Source organism: bacterium, assembly GCA_030690305.1.
Lineage (GTDB): Bacteria > Patescibacteriota > Minisyncoccia > Phycocordibacterales > JAGLPS01 > JBBUCK01.
In genome coordinates this window covers 58342-78233 of the sequence record JAUYHB010000027.1, presented here as the reverse complement: position 1 = coordinate 78233, position 19892 = coordinate 58342, and the positions used below count along the sequence as shown (strand labels likewise).

At 45.3% G+C, this 19892-nt stretch carries 22 protein-coding genes; 2 read left to right on the top strand and 20 right to left on the bottom strand.

Annotated features, from left to right (window positions below):
* Positions 1-34 precede the first annotated feature (34 nt).
* Complete coding sequence (locus tag Q8O71_03860) at positions 35-115, top strand: BsuBI/PstI family type II restriction endonuclease (GenBank protein ID MDP2705495.1); 81 nt, start codon at positions 35-37, stop codon at positions 113-115.
* Positions 116-194: 79 nt separating this feature from the next.
* Here the strand turns inward: Q8O71_03860 and Q8O71_03855 are convergent, their stop codons facing one another.
* The 7 genes from Q8O71_03855 to Q8O71_03825 all read right to left on the bottom strand — a co-directional run bounded on the left by Q8O71_03855 (position 195) and on the right by Q8O71_03825 (position 5270).
* Positions 195-497: a hypothetical protein gene (locus Q8O71_03855; GenBank protein ID MDP2705494.1), complete on the bottom strand. Its 303-nt coding sequence runs from the start codon at positions 495-497 to the stop codon at positions 195-197.
* A 57-nt stretch (positions 498-554) separates the two neighbouring features.
* Positions 555-818: a septation protein SpoVG family protein gene (locus Q8O71_03850; protein MDP2705493.1), complete on the bottom strand. Its 264-nt coding sequence runs from the start codon at positions 816-818 to the stop codon at positions 555-557.
* Between the two features lie 20 nt (positions 819-838).
* Complete coding sequence (locus Q8O71_03845) at positions 839-1099, bottom strand: hypothetical protein (GenBank protein MDP2705492.1); 261 nt, start codon at positions 1097-1099, stop codon at positions 839-841.
* 176 nt (positions 1100-1275) lie between these two features.
* On the bottom strand, positions 1276-1539 hold the full coding sequence (locus Q8O71_03840; protein MDP2705491.1) for a hypothetical protein: 264 nt from the start codon (positions 1537-1539) through the stop codon (positions 1276-1278).
* A 176-nt stretch (positions 1540-1715) separates the two neighbouring features.
* On the bottom strand, positions 1716-2726 hold the full coding sequence (locus Q8O71_03835; GenBank protein ID MDP2705490.1) for a CHC2 zinc finger domain-containing protein: 1011 nt from the start codon (positions 2724-2726) through the stop codon (positions 1716-1718).
* 161 nt (positions 2727-2887) lie between these two features.
* On the bottom strand, positions 2888-3832 hold the full coding sequence (locus Q8O71_03830) for a replication-relaxation family protein (protein MDP2705489.1): 945 nt from the start codon (positions 3830-3832) through the stop codon (positions 2888-2890).
* Positions 3833-3881: 49 nt separating this feature from the next.
* The gene (locus tag Q8O71_03825) at positions 3882-5270 is read right to left on the bottom strand and encodes a type IV secretion system DNA-binding domain-containing protein (GenBank protein ID MDP2705488.1); all 1389 of its coding nucleotides are present in this window, start codon (positions 5268-5270) and stop codon (positions 3882-3884) included.
* An 810-nt stretch (positions 5271-6080) separates the two neighbouring features.
* Between Q8O71_03825 and Q8O71_03820 the strand changes: the two genes are divergently transcribed.
* Positions 6081-6968 carry a site-specific integrase gene (locus Q8O71_03820; GenBank protein MDP2705487.1) on the top strand — a complete coding sequence of 296 codons (888 nt, stop codon included), beginning with the start codon at positions 6081-6083 and terminating at the stop codon, positions 6966-6968.
* Between the two features lie 331 nt (positions 6969-7299).
* Here the strand turns inward: Q8O71_03820 and Q8O71_03815 are convergent, their stop codons facing one another.
* From Q8O71_03815 to aspS, 13 genes are all read right to left on the bottom strand, one after another.
* On the bottom strand, positions 7300-8343 hold the full coding sequence (locus Q8O71_03815) for an NAD-dependent epimerase/dehydratase family protein (protein ID MDP2705486.1): 1044 nt from the start codon (positions 8341-8343) through the stop codon (positions 7300-7302).
* Between the two features lie 53 nt (positions 8344-8396).
* A complete protein-coding gene (gene gpmA / locus Q8O71_03810) occupies positions 8397-9101 on the bottom strand; it encodes a 2,3-diphosphoglycerate-dependent phosphoglycerate mutase (GenBank protein MDP2705485.1) in 705 nt (234 codons plus the stop codon).
* Positions 9102-9420: 319 nt separating this feature from the next.
* The gene (locus tag Q8O71_03805) at positions 9421-9675 is read right to left on the bottom strand and encodes a hypothetical protein (protein MDP2705484.1); all 255 of its coding nucleotides are present in this window, start codon (positions 9673-9675) and stop codon (positions 9421-9423) included.
* A 57-nt stretch (positions 9676-9732) separates the two neighbouring features.
* Positions 9733-11040 (bottom strand): peptidoglycan DD-metalloendopeptidase family protein, encoded by a 1308-nt coding sequence (locus Q8O71_03800; GenBank protein ID MDP2705483.1) that lies wholly within the window; start codon positions 11038-11040, stop codon positions 9733-9735.
* Between the two features lie 2 nt (positions 11041-11042).
* Positions 11043-12392, bottom strand: coding sequence for a glutamate--tRNA ligase family protein (locus Q8O71_03795; protein ID MDP2705482.1), 1350 nt, complete (start codon positions 12390-12392; stop codon positions 11043-11045).
* 2 nt (positions 12393-12394) lie between these two features.
* Positions 12395-13522, bottom strand: a complete 1128-nt coding sequence (gene murG, locus Q8O71_03790) for an undecaprenyldiphospho-muramoylpentapeptide beta-N-acetylglucosaminyltransferase (protein ID MDP2705481.1) — start codon at positions 13520-13522, stop codon at positions 12395-12397.
* 4 nt (positions 13523-13526) lie between these two features.
* The gene (gene ftsW / locus Q8O71_03785) at positions 13527-14627 is read right to left on the bottom strand and encodes a putative lipid II flippase FtsW (protein MDP2705480.1); all 1101 of its coding nucleotides are present in this window, start codon (positions 14625-14627) and stop codon (positions 13527-13529) included.
* A 181-nt stretch (positions 14628-14808) separates the two neighbouring features.
* Positions 14809-15885 (bottom strand): hypothetical protein, encoded by a 1077-nt coding sequence (locus Q8O71_03780; GenBank protein MDP2705479.1) that lies wholly within the window; start codon positions 15883-15885, stop codon positions 14809-14811.
* A gap of 62 nt (positions 15886-15947) precedes the next feature.
* Complete coding sequence (locus Q8O71_03775) at positions 15948-16913, bottom strand: serine hydrolase (GenBank protein ID MDP2705478.1); 966 nt, start codon at positions 16911-16913, stop codon at positions 15948-15950.
* Positions 16910-17473, bottom strand: a complete 564-nt coding sequence (locus tag Q8O71_03770) for an SMC-Scp complex subunit ScpB (protein ID MDP2705477.1) — start codon at positions 17471-17473, stop codon at positions 16910-16912. Before Q8O71_03770 ends, Q8O71_03775 begins: the two co-directional genes overlap by 4 nt.
* A gap of 5 nt (positions 17474-17478) precedes the next feature.
* A complete protein-coding gene (cutA, locus tag Q8O71_03765) occupies positions 17479-17805 on the bottom strand; it encodes a divalent-cation tolerance protein CutA (protein ID MDP2705476.1) in 327 nt (108 codons plus the stop codon).
* 10 nt (positions 17806-17815) lie between these two features.
* Positions 17816-18565, bottom strand: coding sequence for a ScpA family protein (locus Q8O71_03760; protein ID MDP2705475.1), 750 nt, complete (start codon positions 18563-18565; stop codon positions 17816-17818).
* Complete coding sequence (gene aspS, locus Q8O71_03755) at positions 18552-19892, bottom strand: aspartate--tRNA(Asn) ligase (protein ID MDP2705474.1); 1341 nt, start codon at positions 19890-19892, stop codon at positions 18552-18554. The genes Q8O71_03760 and aspS overlap by 14 nt, the downstream gene beginning before the upstream one ends.

Sequence of the window (19892 nt, the reverse complement as noted above, 5' to 3'; positions counted from 1 at the left end):
TTAACACGCGCACGGGAAGGTTGGGGCAAGTGTTATATGGGAAACAGAAGTTTGGATTGCCGATCCCAATCATATGATTCATTTCAATGGGCCCAAGTTCTTTTTGGCATATTAAACGATTATTTAGAGCAAATGATTTTTACACATAATAGAAAACACCTCTTCAAATTTAAGAAGAGGTGTTTTGTTTTAACTCAATAATCCTCGGGAAGTAAAACTGTTGTGACAGATCGGTCGGATTCAGTGATAATCCAGAATTTTGTTCCGGCGGCTCCCTGATAAACAGAAAGCAATCTGTATCCTTCCTTCAGCGACAGTTCGTTCTCTCGACGGTCTTCCTCGCAAACTTCGCCCCAATCTCCTTTAACATGACGACTTAATGCTATCAGTATGTCGTGATGCGTCAGCTTTGACAAAGCGTTTGTAGTGGAGACTATTTGTCCCACGGGAAACTTTGCCAGTTTTGTATTAGATAACGCATTGACTTCCGGGTACATACGATCACCTCCTTTACTGGTTTGGACAATGTATTTGCCAACGGTTTCAGAAAATTCTTATTCGTTATCGATCTCTTTGGTATAAGCGGACATGACTTCGTCATCCAATCGTTTCTTGAATTCTTGATCCAGACAACGGATGGAATCATACCAGCGCTTGTCTTTTCCTTGCCCTTGCGGCATGGATACAAAGAGTCCTTTCGGGCCTTGAACGATACGGATTCCTTTAATCAGCAAAACATTGTCAATCGACAGATCAACAAAGGCTTTAAGTGATTTGCTTTCCGGCTGGCGATAAATTCTTTCGACGGTAATATTCATGGTTTTTCTCCTTTGAAGGTTTATTCGAGAACAATCGTCTGTTTTTCGGCCCCTTTTGGGAAACGAATACCTTTAAAAACTTTTTCTTCATAAAGAATCTCAGCACCGAGTCCTCTCAAGAACGCCTGATAGACCCCAGCAAATGGATCCAGTGGGTCAAGGGCGCGATCCAGAAAGTATTCAACCACGACTCTGTTTCCTTCCCTGATTTCATTCAGACTAATCCACAGATCGTTTAAAATACTGGTTCTAAACTCTGTGAATTTTTCTTCCTGAGTCATATGGCTCCAGATCTTCTTGCCCATTGTTCTACGCATGAGTTTGTCGAACTCGCGATCTGTTTTGCCCATTGTCCGAGATTCCCATATATTGAAGATTGCACTTATTAATGCTTGGTTCCCAAAAGTGTCCCGGACAATGGCTGTATTAGCCGCCTCCAAATCTCTCTCAAAACATTTTATCGTTCGCATAAGATTTCCTCCGATTGTTTTAGAAGATCCGGCGGCATGTTGCCTCCTGTCGGTTTTCCGTTCGTGTTAAAGGGACATGTTTCGCATTTCGTTTGGTCTTTGCACGCCTCGCAGATGGCGGGAGCAGGAATGAATTTGATTAAGTCGGTAAGGATCCATTCCATGGTTTTGGTCATCGGTTTGTTCAGCGACCAAGCGATCCTGCGTAACGTAGAACTCGCTTTATAAGTCAGTTCCGGCGTGTAGGCCATGATCGTTCCTTTCGTTTTTTGTAAGACGGAAGAATTATTAGGGCCGGGAAGTTTTGGGGTCCCCCGCATGCCGACGAACAAAGCCCGAGTCTGCTTCGTCAAGCAGGAACGGGCAGAATGAAAGGGTTATCCCTTCACGTCCGTTCGGAATGCCCCCGAACTTCCCGACCCGACAGTTATTTAAGCAGCTCAATGAATCTTTTTTGAGACGGATGTTCTGATTGCAGTCCTTCTTGAGGGAGTTTGATCGTTCTGACATAGCAGGCAGACGACAGGCGCATGAGAGCGTTTTGACAGCCCTGTTGCGCGGCTTCATCCTCATTGAACATAAGGACGATGCGGCCTTGAGGAGAAACGGCTTGAAGAAGCAGTGTTGACTGTTCTTCCGAGACCGCGTTTCCCATAATGGCAACTACTCGATGGAAGCCCTCCTGCCAAATTTTCATGCAGTCAAATACGCCTTGTACCACGATGAGGGGTTCCGTTGAAGATTCGTTTATCGCACGGTGAACATTGAATATTTCCAGCGATTTTTTAAAACCTTCGGGAAATTTATATTTTTCTTTTCCTTCCGGCGGTTGTCCGGGCCAGCGACCGATATACGCCACAAGCCCTCCATCCAAGTTGTGGACTGGGATGGCTATTCTTCCGGTCAAGATGCCTTTTTTGCAGTGGCCTAAGCCGAACGCAATGATTGTCTCTGGGGACAATCCTCTTTCAGTAAGATATGTATGATTGGGATCGAGATGTTTAAGGGAGAATCCAAGAGGTTTATTTTCCTTAGACTGGCTTTCTGGTGCGGCCGATTCTTCGGCGTCTTTCTGGCTTTGCGGGTTTTTATCTTTTGTTTTTTCTGTTTGTTTATCCGGTGCGGTGTCTGCCGATAGATCAAACCATTTCACAATGAGAATCGCTGCCTCGCGGATTCCGACGTTTTCCTTACGGCTCACGAAGTCCAAAATATTCCCGCCGGATTTGCATTTACCGAAGCAATTCCAGCAGTTTTTGGAAACGCTGACTTTAAACTGTCCCTCTGTGTGCCCGCTGTGAAGAGGGCAGGGACCGCTCAGAGAATCTACATTTCTTTTGAGACTCTGCATGAGCCCGTAATACTCAAGAACCTGAAGCATTGAGACTGACTGTTTAATGGCTTTGAAATCGACAAAACCGTTATTCGATTCAGACATAGATCGCCTCCTTTGGATTTGAGTTTCTCAAAATGAACAGTTCCAATCGTAAGTATACGCCGGGGACTGAAGTTCAGAAGGGAGGGGGTGTGGATAACAAGAAGAAAGAAAAGCCCTGCTGTATGGCAGGGCTTTTGTAACTTTCTGAAGATGCGAGAATATCAGCTTCCTATGTCCGTTAGTAAAGAGGAAGTCGAATCACCGTGTCCATCAATAAAGGGCAAATTTAAAATATTTTCGCAGGAATCAACATCGGACATGCTCGCAAAGAGAAAGATACCTGATCCCTTGCCGTCATTAAGCAGTTTGTTCGCCGCAATGAGATGACTCAGTCGCTCTTTGCTGTTTACGACAACGAGCACGCGAAATCTTTTCAATCCGAAGAGGGAAGTGTGAAGCTCTTGTCTCCATGTCTCATGGTAAGCAAGGAGTTTTCGATAAAATGAAGTCTGATTCAAATTCTTCCGCATGACAGGCATGGTGCCTCTATCGACTTCGAGGAAGAAGTAAACCGTATCGGTGCCGTTTTGGGGGCGCAGGCCGAATAGGTAGTCGGGGATCACTCCAATTGAAAATACGTCCTTATTAAAAGGGACGGATACATTCCAGCCAAGTTTTTTGTGTGCTGGTGAAGTACCGGCAAGATTCCGCAGGGCCTTTTCTTTTTCCAGAAATTCCACATCACTATCCCGGCATCTGGATTTCAACCGGACGAGAATTTCAGAGACCGATAAGGTGTGTTGAATAAAAAGCCGTTTGACGGATCGGTTTTTTGCCGTCCAATCGATCTCCGTCCTTGGAATGCCGAATTTAGCTTGGATCAAATCCGCGCCGCGATTGCCGAGAGCGTAAATCATCGGATGAGAACCGCCGGCGCGGTAGTAGTCGAGCTGGCTTATGGGCCGGTCGAGATAGCGGTTGTTGTACAACAGCTTGAGTCGTCTTAATAAGTTTTGATGACTGCCTTCTGTAAGAGTCGCAATTTGCTTAGAGCTTAGAAGGCGATATCTGAAGACGTGGTGGATGATGTGGAGATCGCGTGGAGTGACGCGGATATGTTGAGTTTTAGCGGAACGATTGAACCTCGGGGTTCTTATAAATACCATATATTTCATAACCCGCCGCCCCGTTTTCGGCAGGTTTGTTGTGACAAAATTATGCTGATGCGCTATGCAGCCATCTGGCGATTTTATTTTCAACGATTTCTCTTTTTAAGGAATATCGTTGTCTTGATTGTTCCACTATCCTTTCTCGATGGTATTTCGAAATTCCCATCTTCGAAAGCGTTCTTGCCCGGAACGGCTCAAGGTACTCGCCATCTGCAAGCAGCTTAACAATTATCTCATATCTTTTTAGATCGGTGAACTGCTCGGCTGAATGAGAATTACCTAATTCCTTTTCCAATATTTCGGCGTCGGTATTGCCTACGCAGAAAGAAATGATGGTGCCGACGTTGCCGAGAATCGCCTGCCTTACTTCAGGTGTGATTTGGTCAAGGTACTGATGACTGAGGATGAGGGAGAGGCGGTACTTGCGGGCTTCGGAGAGAATGGAAGCGAAACTGTCCGTCGTCAGCGACTGGAATTCGTCAATCACCAGAAAATAGTCTTTTCGTTCTTCCTCGGGGATATCCGTGCGGGACATGACCGCAAGCTGTAATTGAGTGACTAAAAGCGAGCCCAAGAGGTTTGCTTTATCTTCGCCAAGAGATCCTTTGGCGAGATTGGCTATGAAAATCCGTTCATTGTCGATCATAAACCGGAAATCAACGGTGCTTTTTACTTGGCCCAAGATGTTGCGAATCGCGGGAGTCGTAAGAAACTGGCCGATTTTATTTTGAATTGGAGCGATAGCCTCCCGCATAAAGCGGTTATCGTAGTTTTCATACTCATTGACCCAGAAAGCCTTCACAAATGGATCACGCACCTGTTTTACTACCCATTTCCGGTATGAAGAATCCGTGAGAAGTCTTGGAATTCCCAAGATGGTCGTATTCTCGCAGTCAAGCAGAGCGGCGACTGCGTTATAGAGGATATATTCAAGACGGGGCCCCCATGAGTCCCGCCAGATACTTTTAAACGAACTGACAATCCCCGAAGCGGCCTGATGGCGTCTGTCGAAAGGAATATCGGCAAAGAGATTAATTCCTACGGGATATTTGAGGTCGGCTGGATTGAGATAGACGACATCACGCGTTCTCCACGAGGGGATGTAATCGAGAAGATCATGCGCGAGGTCTCCGTGAGGATCGATGAGGCCTATGCCGTGGCCGGCTTCGATGTGTTGAACGAGAAAATTATGTAAGAGCGTACTCTTACCCGAACCCGTCTTTCCGACGATATACACATGTCTCCGGCTGTCTTCCGTCTTGATTCCAAAGAGCGTTTCCGTCCCTCCCCAAGAAAGTCTTTTGCCTGCAAGGATTTCGTTACTCATGGTTGCAAAGCCAGCTTCCAGTCCCTTGCCGACATACGGTATGAGAAACGAGCCGAAAGGGTAGTGGGAGCTGATTTTGAAGCCTGAGCGGCTTACTGGAATGTGCAATGAGTCCGGGGTAATTATAACTTATGGAAAATTGATTGCCAGCAGGCAATGAGTAGTGAGCACGTAGTGGTTAATCGTTTGAGCTTTTCCCCGCGTGTCGACGCTCAATCGAGCGGCCGACTTGCGCTTCTTGGTGCAGACTCAAACGATAGTGCGGAGACAAACCCGATAGCCGTCAGGAAGAAGAGCAAGTCGGGCGCGAGCACGACACGCGGGGAACTAGTGAACCAGTCCTCAGTTAAGAGATAGTTGGCCGATTGAGGCCACAAGTTAGTCCTACATACCATGTATGTAGAGGTATTTGTATATGATTGGTAAGGCATGCTGAGTTCTTTGACAAGATTCGAGAAGACAGTAGTATGGCGTTTGGCAAGATCGCCGCCTTTACGTTGTGACCCCTAACTTACCTGTGGATAACAGGGCAACTGCCAATGAGGAAACGGGCAGGAAGAGTGGCACAAATTCAAGTATACTAGCCACCTTTCGCCAAGGCCGGTAAATTGAACGTAGAGGTGGATGGTTTTGTTTTGCCTACCTAAGATCAAGAGGCCGGTAAACCGAAGTTCTAAGGTGGTAATAATTCCCGCTGCTTTAATTAGCAGTGGGAGCACAGTCAACCTTAATTAAGGGTGCCTAAAAGCAGTACCTGATGTTCACTCACCGAGGGTTAATGTGCTATTACCCGCCTTATTTGAAAACTTTATGCAAATAGAAAAAGATTACGTAGCTTTAGATAGGCTGATAAACATCCGACGGAGATTAGGCCAGAAGATTATCACAACCACGCATGGGCCGGTAGAAGAATACTTAATGTGGAAAGAGACTCATTCAAGGACAGCCTTTAAGGCGTACAGAATATGGGTTGAGCGGTTTCAGAGTTTTGTAGGAAAGGATCCAGAGAAACTTGAATTATCTGATATCACGATGTTCATGAGGATGATCCAAGCGGTATACTCACCGAAGAATGTAGAGTATGGCATGAACATCATTTACAACTATCTTCGATTCTGGAAGGAACAAGGCAAATTATCTCTTCCTCTATATCTGGTGAAGGTTCCAACTGCTATCGCCAATTCGCATAATGCGATTACGGAAGATGAATATCAACAGATGTTAGCGGCCTTGCAGGAGTATGGAATTTTTGATCTCAGGAATCAGTGTATTATCCGTCTTCTGCACGACACTGGAATGAGAGTAGGAGAGTTATGTGCTTTGAACATCGAGGATATGGAGGAAGGAACCGCAGTGATCAAAACAGAAAAGACTACCCGCAAACGAAGAGTGTTCTGGACAGATGAGACTGCTCGTGTAGTAAAGGAATATATGATAGCGCGAACCCAATTCTGCCAAAGTGCAAAACTGACTAGCGCCCTATTTATTGGGCTGAAGGGAAATTTTAGAGATGGAATTACTTCTCGCTCAGTGGAGAGAATGGTTAAGGAAACGACACGATTGGCCGGGATAGAAAGGATAATTTGTCCTCATTCTTTCCGGCACGGATTCATACATCGATTAGCGAAGAAAGGAGTGCCTGATGCCATCATTGCATTGTTGGTGGGACATTCTACGCCTCATACGATTGCTCACTATACGAAATTAAGCAGACTTGAGATCGAAGAAACGTATAGAAAAATTTTTGAGGACAACGAGTGGGGAAGGGGGGTCATGCCGGGTGAAGGCGTTATTGCCGTTGCGTAGCATTGTTCATTAATATCCACAGGGCTTGGCTTGCATCTCTCGATGATAACTGTATAGTGAAGTCATCAAGAACATTTACAGTTTAGATTCACATCGAATTCGGCTGGGTTAGGGAATACTGAAGAAAAGGGGCTTTGTAAAGCCCCTGTGGATAACTCTGGAACGTCGCACAATATATCTTTTGCGACGTTACCATAGGGGCAAATAAGGAGACCTCTTTTGACACCCCCTTTAAGTCTTCTTTTTGTATACGACTCTATGGCGGTATTATCGAACCTCCACTCCTCTATCGAGATAAAATTTTTTATTCGGGACGAAAAATTTATTTTTATTATTTCATGTCCCCCGAATCTGATATGCCGGCTTTATGCCACATACCGTGTGCTTTGTACCACAGAACCGCCTTCCGGGCCGTTTCTTCGAATGGTTTTGTAGTCCAGCCAAGCTCCATAACGGCCTTTTTGTTGCTAAATGCGACAAAATCCTTGGCAAGACGGAAATGGTCCCAGTATATGAGCACCTTGTGCTTCGGGAAGAATCTTCTGATCCATTCGTCGGCTTGGACGAATATGTTCATGAACCATACGGGAAATTTTGTTTTGGGAGCAGGAATACCTGATACTTTTTCAAATATTTCAAATAATTCTTTTTCCGTGTAATTTTTCTCATTACATAAAATATATCGTTCTCCTATTTTTCCGCGTTCCGCGGCAAGGATATGACCTTGTGCGACATCATCAACATCGGCAACGGCGACAAGCGCGTCAAAATACCCCGGATATTTCTTTTGAAGGAATTTAATGACAATTTCCCCGGACGGTGTGGGGCGCGAATCCCCCGGTCCGAAAATTGCCGATGGATTGACGACTACCGCGGGAAATCCCTCCGCGCGAGCCTTTGTAAGAACATAATCTTCCGCAATTCTTTTTGTTCGCCCGTAATAGCCAATTTCTTTTCCCGGAGGGATATGGTCTTTCTCGTCGGCGGTAATGTGTTTTCCCAACTGTCCTATGGTGTATACGGAGCTTGTAAATACAAACTTTTTTACTCCCACACTTTGAGCCACTTCCACGGCATTTTTTGTGCCTTGTAGATTGACTGCGTCCATTCGGGGTTCTTTTCTAATCCCTATAGCCGGAAGTGTGTACAAAAAAGCGGCATGATAGAAGACTTCAGTCCCCTGCGCCGCAACTTTAAAACTGTCGAGGTTTAAAATATCTCCCTCAACTATTTTTATCGCAAGACCGTCAACACTTTTGGCTTGGGAGTCGTTTTTTTGAACAAGAAGTGTTACTTCATCCCCGTGCGCAACAAGTGCCCGCACGAGGGCCGAGCCGACAAAGCCTGTTCCTCCAGTCACAAAAACTTTTGACATGTGTTTATTTTACAATAAAAAGACCCTCAATCAATTTATGAGGGGCTTTTACTCTACACTTTAACCTTTTTTTCCAAATAATAGTGCCTGATGGGAGCCAACTTTTCATCAAGTTCATAGACAAGCGGAATTCCTGTCTCAATACTGAATTCGGCAATATCGTTGTCTGAGACGTTATCAAGATATTTAACAAGAGCCCGGATAAGATTGCCGTGGGTACAGATGATTATTTTCTTCCTTTTCTTTATCTGAGGAGCGATCTCCTCGTGCCAATATGGCAAGAATCGGTCGTACGTGTCTTTAAGAGACTCACTGGTCGGTAATTCCAAAGGAGAAAGGTCTCCATATAGAGGATCATTTCCAGGATATCTTTTGTCCGTTTTTAACACTGCTGGAGGTCGGGTAGCGTAACCTCTGCGCCATGCCTTGAATAGTTCTTCACCATATTGCCGTTTAACTTCATCCTTATTAAGACCTTGGAGAGTCCCGTAATGACGCTCATTGAGACGCCATGATTTTTCTATCTGAATGCCGGTTAAATGCATATCGCTCAAAAGAATTGAGAGGGTATTAATTGCCCGTTTTAAAACAGACGTAAAAGCCAGATCGAATGTAAAACCATTTTCCTTGAGGAGCTCTGCCGCTTCATGGGCCTCTTGAATTCCCTCTTCATTTAAATCGATATCTTCCCATCCTGTAAAAAGGTTCTGTTTATTCCAATCTGAAAGGCCATGCCGCAATAAGATGATTTTGTACATTGTAGTAATGGCTAAATATAGTCCTGTATTTTAGCACAAAAATAAAATCCCCTATAACGGTTGAAATATTACGAGGGTTTAAGATGCTTGCAAAAAGCTAATCCAAAAGCTCCTCCCAATGCTCCTCGACGACATATAAAACCGCGTTAGCGGGAGCAATAAATATGAAAAGGAGGTAATACCAAAACGGCGCTTCTTTGCCCTCTCTCCAGTATTGGTCTGCCTGGTGAGAAAGCCACATTAAAGGCGCGAGAATTGGAACAGCAAGGATAAAAAGTAGAATTTTAATCGCTTTCACCTGAACTTCGTGTCCGTAAAATTAGTTTTTGATTGTTTCTATAATCGAAAGAATCCACTGCCAGACGACCCCTATGATAATATCGTTCCACAGGTAGTCTGCGAATCCTTGAATGTAGTTAGTCCAAATGTTTTCGATGAATTCAAGCGCCGGTCCGACTACCGCTTTCACTTCAGGAGAGTCGAGCCATCCTTTGATATCGAAACCGAAGTAACCCAAGGCAAGGACCGCAATGACAATTATGATTATATCCCTAATGAATCCTCTTTTGTACATGTTGATAACTTTTTTGGCGAATAAAATTAAAATTTAAATTAATTTTTTCATTAAATTCTATTTCGATGGTAAGTATAGCATAGGATCAAGGTACGCATCGTACGGAGCGATGGGAATTCGAGCGTCGGCGCAGTTCGTAACTTTTTTCGCTTCGCCGAAACGGATAACCTGCACGCCTTTGGTGAGATACACGGTGAAATGGAGGTGCGGCCCGGTGCTGTAACCGGTATTGCCGCTGTACCCGAGAAGCGAGCCGGTTGAAAGTTGGCTGCCCGGGGTTACTTTTATCAAGGAAAGGTGTGCATAAAGGGTTGAAAGGCCGTTTGAGTGCTTAACCAAGACCCATTTCCCGTACGAATAACAGCCCGGGAAAGCGTCGGTATTGCCGGAATCTTCCACCACTCCGCCTAAGGCGCTTAAAATCGGGGTTCCTACAGGCATACCGAAGTCCGTGCCATTGTGGAACGGTCTGCCGTAGACCTGGGGGTTCAATTTGGCGAATTCGGTGCCGCCAAAAAGCTGGGTAATGATTGAAAGGGGTTTAACTTTGGAAGTGTCAAACGGCCAGGTAAAAATAGCCGAAGCTTTGGGAATGGAATTCGGGTCAATGGCGATTTTGAGGTCGGATTCGTACTGGGCCAGTTCCCTCTCGAACGCTTCTTTTTGCTTCTGCTTTTCCGTGAGAAGTTTTTTGTATTCCGATTCTTTGTTTTGTGTCTGTTTGAGCAGCGTGCTCTTTTCCAGTTTATTCGCGGTCACGATTTTTTGCTGGTCGGCAAGCTGGCTTTTAAGAAAAACCAGTTCTTTTTTTCTTTTTTCCTCACTTGTCTTCTTGTCCTGCAGGTCTACTTTCAAGTTTCTTAATTCGCCGAGTTTTTCGCGCACCCCGATCTGGAAACGCTGAAGGTTTTCAATTTCGTTCCAAAATTCCGATAAGTCGGTATTTGAAAGAAATATTTCAATCAAGGTCGCATCATCAGCGGCATTGATATTCCGCAACGTTTTTTCAATAGCGGCGAGATTCTGCAAAATTTCCTCTTCCTTAACAGAAATCCCGTCACTAAGGTCACTAATGCTGTCATTTGCGACACTGATTTTTTGTTCGGTTAGTCTGACGTCGGCGGCAAGCTTTTTAGCCGTCGTATCAAGCGTTTTGACCGCATTCTGGAGCGTTTGGGCCTGTTTACCTGTTTCCGTAAGTTCTTTTTGGTACTGCTGTATTTCTTTTTCCAGTTGCTCTATCTGGGTGCTTTTGTCGGTGATTTTTCCTTGGAGTTCCTCAACGGTAGCCCCTTTGCTTTGTGGAGCAAATGTTAGTGCGACAGCGAGCGTCAATATGAAAATCTTTTGCCATGAAAATTTCATTGTTATAATTTTTGAATCGCGCTTGATATGCGGGCCAAGGTTTCTTTTTTCCCCAACACGCTTGCGAGGGTGAACGGGTCGGGAGATTTGTCTTTTCCCGATAATGAAAACCGTATGGGCCACAGCACGTTTCCCCGCCCCTCTTTCTCGGCATATTCCCACAACGCCTCTTTTACTTCCGTCGCATTGAATTCTTCTTCAGAAAGAGTTGAAAGTATGGTGAGCGCCGTTTTTAAATTGGTGATTGTTTTTTCTTTCGGCGTATCTTTCCAGGAAAGTTTTTCGGCCGGATATTCGGGTGTCCCGACAAAGAAATCGAGTTCTCCGGAATCAAACATGGCTTTGAGGTCTTCCAATTTTTCAACGCGCTCGGTTACAAGCGGGGTTATTTTTACCGCCATTTCTCCGGGAAGCGTTTTTCCCGCCGCTGCCGCGTATTGCCCGATAATCTCGGTCATTTTTTCCTGGGGAAGGTCCCGTATGTACTCTTTGTTTACCCAATTGAACTTTTCGGGGTTAAAGACGGCGCCGCCCTTCTGTATCTTATTAAGACGGAATTGGAGGATAAGATTTTCAAGGGAGAGTTTCTCCTGGTCGGTTCCCGGATTCCAACCCAAAAGGGCGAGGTAGTTGATGACGGCTTCCGGAAGGTAGCCCCGCTCTCTGCATTCGCGTATGGACATTCCCCCGTTTCTTTTGGAAAGCTTCGAACGGTCCGGCGCGAGAATCAAAGGAAGGTGCGCGTATGCCGGACGAGGAGCGCCGATGGCCTCCTGCACAAGAATTTGTCGCGGAGTGTTTGAAATATGGTCTTCTCCGCGAATAACGTGGGTTACGCCCATTTCAAAATCGTCTATAACAACGGCAAAATGAAATACGGGTTCGTCGAGACTTTTTGCAATGACGAAGTCTTTCAGCTCCGTCGTGTCAAAACAGACTTCTCCTCGGATGAGGTCGGCAAAACAGATTTTCGTGCCCGGATTTTTGAAACGGATGACCTCACTCCTGTCCCCTTCTTTTACCATCTCTTCTTTGGAAACGTATGCTTTTCCTTCGGTAATGAGTTTCTCCAGATATCGTCTGTATACGTCCCCTCTTTCTGATTGTCTGTAAAACTCATCGTGGGAAAAGCCGAGCCATTTGAAATTTTCCAGAATGTCGTCCTCGTACTCTTTCTTGCTGCGTTCCTTGTCGGTATCTTCGATACGGAGAATAAACTTGCCCTCATGTTGGCGGGCGTAAATATAGTTAAACAGCGCGGTGCGGCAATTACCAAGAGTGAAAAACCCTGTTGGAGAGGGGGCGAAACGGGTAACAACAATTTGCGTAGAATATGTGTCGCTTTTTTCCATAATTAGCCTTCATGTTCAACTCCTATTGAAAGAATTTCTCGCGCGATTTTTTCCGCCGCGTCCGGTTTGAAAAAATCTTTGGCCGCTTTTTCCATTTTTGTTTTTTCTTCCGGATTTGCGAGTATGCGTTCTATTTCCGACAAAAGAATATTGGCGCTCAAGTTTTTTTCTTCAATAACGAATGCCGCTCCGGCTCTCGCGTAGGCAAAAGCGTTTTTGCGCTGATGGTCGTCGTTTGAGTTGGTGATGGGAATGAGAACCGCAGGCTTGCCCCACGCGGCGATTTCAAAAATCGTCGAACCGGCGCGGGAAATGACAAGATCGGCCATTTGAGAGGCCATGCGCAATTCTTTGGTATCCAAATAATCATACGGCTTGTGTCTGTATTTATTTTGATTTTGCAAAAGCAAAACATCGGCGGTGGTTTTCACTTCCTCGAGATTTTTCTTCCCGGTCTGGTGGATGACCTGGTAGCGCTCTACCAGTTGGGGCAAAGAGTCGATGATGGCATTATTCACAATTTGCGCGCCCTGGGAACCTCCGAGCACGAGAATGACGGGAACATTTTTTTCGAGATTAAAATATTCTTCGGCGTCTTCCGTTGCGGGTTCAAGCATTTCTTTTCGAACGGGATTGCCGGTTATGGCCACTTTCTCTTTGGGAAAATATGAGATGGTTTCCGGATATGAAAGCGCAATGCGACGGGCGAATTTTCCCGCCCACGCATTTACCTTTCCGGGCGCAGTATCGGATTCGTGTATAACGACGGGAATCTTTAGGATACGGCCGGCAAGTAAGGCGGGAAAACTCGCGTACCCCCCTTTGCCGAAAATAACATCGGGAAAAATATCAAACACGACGAAAAGCGCCCGGATTACTCCCCATGCGGTTTTAAACACGTCAAAAACATTAAGCAACGAGAAATATCCGCGTATTTTCCCTGCCGGATTTTTCCTGTATATGATTCCGTTTTCATACAAGATTCCTTCGTTGTACGGAGAGGTTGATATGTAGTAAAGTTCCACCCCGAAGAGTTTGTTTTCTTTTACTTGTTTGTTTATTTCCTGGGCGACGGCAATGATCGGATAGAAATGACCGCCTGTGACGCCTCCTGTAAAGAGTATTTTCATGTGCTTACACTCGCGAGCCGTACTTAGATACGTTAAAAATGATACCTATTTCGGCAAGAGTGACAAATAATGCCGTTCCTCCGTGGCTTATGAATAAAAGCGGGATACCGGACAAAGGAAACAGTCCCAGCATGGCGGAAATATTAAGAAATGACTGGGATACTATCAGTATAACAATTCCTACGGTTATCAGTCTACCGAACGAATCGGCCGCGTGTGAGGCTATTTTAAGGCCCCGCAGAAAGAAAAACATATATAGAAATACAAGAGCGGTTGTGCCAATAAAGCCGAATTCTTCAGCGGCTACGGAAAAAATCGAGTCGCCGATAGGTTCCGGAAGCGAGCCGAATTTCTGAATGCTTTGCCCGAATCCCCTTCCGGAAAGGCCTCCCGAGCCTATGGCGATGAGAGATTGTTGAATTTGGTATCCGGAACGGTGGGGGTCGCGCGCCGGGTCAAGAAAAGTAAGAATTCGGTCTTTAATGTAGGGCTTAATATAAAATAATGCTCCGATGCCTATAAGGCCGATAAGAATGATAAGACCAATGTGCCGCCATTTCGCGCCCGCAACAATAAGCATCGCTATTCCCGAAAAACAGATAACGGCAAATGTGTCTATGTCCGGCTGAAGCACGAGCACCGCTCCGGCAAGGCCCGAAAGTATCGCAAACGGCAAGAGGCTTTCGGTCCATGAACGTGTTGTTCCCCGAAATTTTGAAAGCAAAGCGGCAAAATAAATAATGAAAGAAATTTTAAGAAATTCGGAAGGCTGAAAAGAAATAATTTTCAGGTCTATCCAGCGACGCGCTCCGCCGGAATCCAATCCGATGCCGGGGACAAAAACCAGAAGTGTGAGAATGATGCTTCCCAAAAAAAGCAGAGGTGACCATTTTCTCCATAATTTGTAATCTAGACGGGAGGTAAAATTACACGCGATAATTCCTCCGACAAGACCGATGAGAATTTGTTTGACAGTGATGCTTACCGGGTCAATCCCCTCACGGTTCCACAATCCCATGGAAGCGGACAAGAATACCAAAAGGCCTGCCGCCACAAGCACGGCAACGGAGATAAAAAATAAATTGTCGGTTCTAGCCCGTGGCATTGTAGCAATAATAGCATTTTCCCCTTCCCCCTCCCTCTGGCCGTTAGAGCGAAACTATATTTTTTGCAATGTTCGCAGGAAAATTTGCTTGGTTCGGCTCTTAGCCGAAAATTTTCCGAGTTTAGCAAACCCGCCGCTGGAAGCGGGTGAGCACTTTGCAAAAAATATAGTTGAACGATTTCTAACCGATAAATGCCAACACCATTCCAAGGAGCGCAAAGATGATGCTGATAATCCAATACCGCATCGTCACTTTATACGGCGGCCAGCCGATAGCTTCGAAATGGTGGTGCACGGGAGCGGACAAAAACACTTTCTTCCCTTTACGGAAACGTTTTGAGAGAACCTGAATAATAACCGAAAGCGTTGTCAGTACTAATGGCAGTGCGATAACGGGAAGCACAAGTACCCCGTAGCCTTCGCCCAAGGAGTCGGTCAGAAAAGCGACAACGGCAAGCGTGAGTGTGAGCCCCATCGTTCCCGTTTCGGACATATAAAATCGCGCGGGAGGAATATTGAACCACAAGAATGCGAGGATGGAACCGGCAAGCATAGCGCAGAAAGCGGCAAGGTTGATTTGGTCCTGATGAAAAGCGACACTTGAATACGCAAGAAATGTCGTTGCAAACACTCCTCCTGCAAGGCCGTCAATGCCGTCTATGATTCCGCCGGCATATATGAAAAGCATTATGGCAACAAAAACAGGGATGAAAAGCCAGCCGAGTTCTATTATCCCGCCATTAGGGAGCCCAAGGCCTATAACATCAAGTTTAAAAAAGAACCACGATGCCGCGAGAATACCGATGACCGTTACGACTCCGAGACGTTTTTTTAAAGAAAGTCCTCCGGAAAAACGGCCTCCATTGCCCCGGATTTCCAAAACATCGTCAATCATTCCGACAATACCTCCCGCGATAAGTGTAAACAAAGGAATCCATGTTTGGTCGCGGCTCAAGAAATCAAGTTTTGAGAAAAAATCGAAAGGAAAAACTTTGGCGAAGAGCCAAAAACCGAGGATGGTGATAAGGGAAGATACCCAAATGACAAGACCACCCATTCGAGGGGTATTTACCTCCCTGTCTTTGTGCAGTGCGTTGAAAATTGGCGTTTCGGTCCCGTCCATGTCCACTTTTCCGGACTTTTTCTTCCACATTTTGTGCTTGTAAAGGAAATGAGTTACCGCCGGGGTAATCAAAATTCCCACGCCGAAAGATACGACTGTGGGAAAAAGCACTTTAACTATGTCTAAAACTTCCATTGACTAGATTATAGCGGGGAGATGGCCATTTGGGAATGACTGTTTTTAAAGCCCTCTCTCCTTCAGTCAGTTTGAGCGATTGTCTGGAAAGTCGCTTTGACCAAGGACAGCACGTCATCAAAACGGCCCTCATATGTGGAACCCAAAACGACAACAGCAATGGGGCGGTTGACCTCCGAATTGAAAATAATAACAAGATTTCCTCCGGACAAATCGGTAAAGCCGGTTTTGGAAGCGACAAGGCCGGGAATTTCTCCTATTTTTGTGTTGGTATTTTTTGCTTCATGGACAAGGTTGCTTAACGAAGTAAATGTGAGGGTGTCATAACGCGTCGCTTCGAGAAGTTCAGGATGGTTTTCGATGATATAACCAAAAAGTTTTGCCATGTCGCGCGCCGAGCCGTAGGCTCCTCCCGATGCTTCCGCGACGTCAAGACCGTTCTCGTTTGAAAAATGAGTTTCCAAAAGACCGATTTCTTTCGCTTTTTCGTTCATCCGCGCAATGAATCCTTCGCGTCCCAATTGGCTTTTTTCAGTCCCTAAATCAACACTTCCCGCGACGGAAGCAACCGCCCGGGCGCCATCGTTTGAAGAAACGACAAGACTGTAATCAAGGAGGTCTTTGAGTTTCCACCGTTCGTCTCCGAACAACCCACTGTCCCCCTCTTCGGCCAAATCGTCATTCCCGATTGTCACAACGGTATACGCGGGAATAAGTTCTATGGCGGTAAGCGCGGTCATTACTTTGGTCAGTGACGCAAGTGCCAACGGTTCATCGGCGTTTGAAGAATACAGCGGTCGGTTTTCCGCCAAGTCGTACACATACGCCGCTTTTGCAGAAAGAGTAATTGTTTGATACGGATTGATTTTTTCTGCCGTTAAAGTTGAAACATCGTCGGCAAAAACAAAGTGAGTGGCACGGGGGAAAATAGTATAAAAGGAAAGCATGGTCGCAAACGTAATGAGAAAACACGCCACCAGTTCGTGCGTTTCAAGTGTCTCAAGTTGTGGGAATTTCGGTCTGTTCATAATAAGCTTGGTTGTTCCTCTTTTTCCTGTTCCTCGGCGGCTTTCTGCGAACTTTCAATTTCCTGCCGCACCGTTTCATATTCCGGCAAATCTTCCACGCGGGAAATGCCCAGATACGAAAGAAGTTCGAATGTAGGTTTGTATAAAAATACCCGCTCGTCCTTTTCGTTTTGTATGCGTTCAACAAGCCCGCGAACCATAAGATTTCTTACTATAAAGGCCGAGTTGACGCCTCGTATATAGTCGATTTCACGACGGCTTATAGGAGAACGATATAGGACAATGGTAAGAGTTTCAAGCCCCGCCCTTCCAAGCTCGCGGGACAATTCTTCTTTGGCGACTTTCGCAATAAGTTCGCTTGCGTCTTTGGCTGTCGCAAGCATAACCTCTTTTTCTTTGCGCATGAGCGTAATGCCGCGATTGGAAAGAGAGGATTCCAACTCGGTCAGCGCGGCCAAAACTTCTTCCTCCGAAACGGAAAGCATTTCCGAGAGTCGTTTCGTTGAAACCGGCTCACCTTTAAAAAACAATATCGCTTCAATGCGTTGCGCGAGAGACATAGGGCCTATTGTATACTTTCCGCGGTGTTTGCATCAATCCACTGCAAGTATTTGTCAAAACCCTCAACGATGGATATGGCGACGATTTGAGGCAATTTGTATGAGTGGTGTAAAAGAATATATTCTTTCACTTGGTCGAAAAGGTCGCGCTTGGTCTTGATATACAAACGATATTCTTTTTCATCCTCGACTTTACCCTCAAAACGGTACACGCTTTCAATCTGGCCGAGCTGAACACAGGCGGCAAGTTTCTGCTGTACGAGACCTTGAGCCAACTTTCTTGATTCTTCCAAATTCGGACACGTGGTGATGATAATAATGTGCGTATTCATATTTTTTTGATTACGTATAATTCGGCGTTTTAATTTTATTTGATTCCAGATGAATATCCTCAAAAAGATTTTCCTGAACCGCCTTAATCGCCCCTTGTTTGACAAGTTCGAGCAGGGCAAGAAAACTGACTACAACATGCACTTTTTGTTCTTTTGTTTTCATATCTCCGTGCTTGGAAAATTCTTTGAAGGTCATTTTTAAATTGGAAGTAACACGTTCCATGAGCCGGCCTATCATATCTTCAAGGCTGATTACTTTTTCAACAACAGCTTTCGCGAGCTGCTCCACCTTTGGCAAGTTTTTTAAAACATCGCGGATAGATGAAAGCATGGCCGAAACGGTAATTTCTTTTGTCGGGGAAAAAACAGGCTCCACGTTTTTGTTCGGGTTTCTCATAAAAAGGACTTTATCCCCGAACCGTGTTTTGACATGATGGCTTAGTTCCTTGATTCGCTTATATTGTTTGAGACGGCGCTCCAAGTCTTCAATACTTCCCTGTTCCTCATCGGAAAGTTCAAGTGTCGGCAACAATGACTTTGACTTGATAAGCACCAGAGTTGAAGCGACGAGAATAAAATCCGCGCTCTGCTTTATCGGAAAATCCGAAAAACTTTTTATATAGGAAATAAAATTGTCCGTAACTTGAGCAAGCGAAATATCGTTGATGAGCAGTTTCCGTTTTTCAATAAGAGAAAGCAGAAGGTCTAAGGGCCCTTCGAAAACCTCCGTCTTTATTTTGAATGAGTTATTTTCCTCCATCGTCTTTGGAGAGAAGAATGTCGATGCGGTTGAGGTCCCGCGGAAAAAGAGTCGCTTCTTTGACGTTTTCAAGTCCGAGAAGTTTCGCCGTAATACGCTCAAGGCCTAAGCCCAGTCCCCCGTGCGGTGGCATTCCGTATTTAAAGGCTTGCAGGTAGAAAGAAAACTTTTCCGGGTCAAGACCTTTCTTTTTCATAGCTTCTACAAGAACGTCGTGGTCGTGAATACGTTGTCCTCCTGTGGTTATTTCAACGCCCCGAAAAAGAAGGTCAAAACCCTTGGCGTATCCCGGGTCGCTTTCGTCTTCATACGTATACATCGGGCGCTTACTCATCGGAAAATGGGTAACAAATATGAAATCCGAATCGTATTTTTGTTTTGAGTACTCACACAGTTTGCGTTCATGGTCTGGGTCAAGGTCGGGAGCAGTGCCACAATCAATTCCATATTCTTTTTTGAGTACCTCCTGAGCTTCTTTAAGTTTAAGAGACGGTATTGTTTCGGGTACGGACGGAATTTCCGCACCAAGCAACTTGAACTCTTTTTCACAAGAAGTTTTCAGTTCTTCCATTATAAAAGCGAGCAATCTATTCTGAAGCTTCATTATGTCCGTATGGTCTTTGATGAAGCCCATTTCGAGGTCAAGGCTTGTGTATTCGTTGAGATGGCGTGTTGTCGAATGTTTTTCGGCACGGTACACGTTTCCTGTTGCAAATACTTTTTCAAATATGCCAACCATAATCTGCTTGTAGAACTGAGGGCTTTGAGCTAAATGCGCGGTATGTTTGAAATACTCGACATTGAAAGAGTTGGCGCCCCCTTCGGCGTCTTCGCCGATGAGTTTCGGTGCTTGAATCTCAACAAAATTTTCGTTTATCAAAAATTTTCGAAATGCGTTGATGATTGTTGCCTGCACCTTAAAAATAGCCTTGCCTTTGGGAGTCCGCAGTGTGAGCGGAAGATGGTCAAGATATGTATCGATATTAAGTTCCGTTCTCAATTCAAAAGGCAATTCTTTGGCTTTTCCCAACACGGAGATTTCTTCGATATAAATTTCCACAGAACCATTTTCTTCGTCGGTTTTTACCATCTTTTCCGGACGGGCATTTACTTTCCCCTTTATGGAAATCACCCACTCCGAACGAAGCTCGTTTGCAGTCGCGTATGCCGCATCTTTTGCCGAGGTAACACATTGCACCTTTCCGCTCGCGTCCCGCAGGTCAAGAAAAATAAGTTTTCCGTGGTCGCGGCGAATGTCCACCCATCCGGAAATCAAAACTTCCTTGCCAATTTCATTTTTAAGATTGTTGATGTATGTACGTTCCAT

What these genes read in the sequence shown, in the direction of transcription:
- Q8O71_03855 (MDP2705494.1), bottom strand. Translation starts at nt 497, where the DNA reads ATGTACCCGGAAGTCAATGCGTTATCTAATACAAAACTGGCAAAGTTT.
- Q8O71_03850 (MDP2705493.1), bottom strand. Translation starts at nt 818, where the DNA reads ATGAATATTACCGTCGAAAGAATTTATCGCCAGCCGGAAAGCAAATCA.
- Q8O71_03845 (MDP2705492.1), bottom strand. Translation starts at nt 1,099, where the DNA reads ATGACTCAGGAAGAAAAATTCACAGAGTTTAGAACCAGTATTTTAAAC.
- Q8O71_03840 (MDP2705491.1), bottom strand. Translation starts at nt 1,539, where the DNA reads ATGGCCTACACGCCGGAACTGACTTATAAAGCGAGTTCTACGTTACGC.
- Q8O71_03835 (MDP2705490.1), bottom strand. Translation starts at nt 2,726, where the DNA reads ATGTCTGAATCGAATAACGGTTTTGTCGATTTCAAAGCCATTAAACAG.
- Q8O71_03830 (MDP2705489.1), bottom strand. Translation starts at nt 3,832, where the DNA reads ATGGTATTTATAAGAACCCCGAGGTTCAATCGTTCCGCTAAAACTCAA.
- Q8O71_03820 (MDP2705487.1), top strand. Translation starts at nt 6,081, where the DNA reads ATGTGGAAAGAGACTCATTCAAGGACAGCCTTTAAGGCGTACAGAATA.
- Q8O71_03815 (MDP2705486.1), bottom strand. Translation starts at nt 8,343, where the DNA reads ATGTCAAAAGTTTTTGTGACTGGAGGAACAGGCTTTGTCGGCTCGGCC.
- gpmA (MDP2705485.1), bottom strand. Translation starts at nt 9,101, where the DNA reads ATGTACAAAATCATCTTATTGCGGCATGGCCTTTCAGATTGGAATAAA.
- Q8O71_03805 (MDP2705484.1), bottom strand. Translation starts at nt 9,675, where the DNA reads ATGTACAAAAGAGGATTCATTAGGGATATAATCATAATTGTCATTGCG.
- Q8O71_03800 (MDP2705483.1), bottom strand. Translation starts at nt 11,040, where the DNA reads ATGAAATTTTCATGGCAAAAGATTTTCATATTGACGCTCGCTGTCGCA.
- Q8O71_03795 (MDP2705482.1), bottom strand. Translation starts at nt 12,392, where the DNA reads ATGGAAAAAAGCGACACATATTCTACGCAAATTGTTGTTACCCGTTTC.
- murG (MDP2705481.1), bottom strand. Translation starts at nt 13,522, where the DNA reads ATGAAAATACTCTTTACAGGAGGCGTCACAGGCGGTCATTTCTATCCG.
- ftsW (MDP2705480.1), bottom strand. Translation starts at nt 14,627, where the DNA reads ATGCCACGGGCTAGAACCGACAATTTATTTTTTATCTCCGTTGCCGTG.
- Q8O71_03780 (MDP2705479.1), bottom strand. Translation starts at nt 15,885, where the DNA reads ATGGAAGTTTTAGACATAGTTAAAGTGCTTTTTCCCACAGTCGTATCT.
- Q8O71_03775 (MDP2705478.1), bottom strand. Translation starts at nt 16,913, where the DNA reads ATGAACAGACCGAAATTCCCACAACTTGAGACACTTGAAACGCACGAA.
- Q8O71_03770 (MDP2705477.1), bottom strand. Translation starts at nt 17,473, where the DNA reads ATGTCTCTCGCGCAACGCATTGAAGCGATATTGTTTTTTAAAGGTGAG.
- cutA (MDP2705476.1), bottom strand. Translation starts at nt 17,805, where the DNA reads ATGAATACGCACATTATTATCATCACCACGTGTCCGAATTTGGAAGAA.
- Q8O71_03760 (MDP2705475.1), bottom strand. Translation starts at nt 18,565, where the DNA reads ATGGAGGAAAATAACTCATTCAAAATAAAGACGGAGGTTTTCGAAGGG.
- aspS (MDP2705474.1), bottom strand. Translation starts at nt 19,892, where the DNA reads ATGGAACGTACATACATCAACAATCTTAAAAATGAAATTGGCAAGGAA.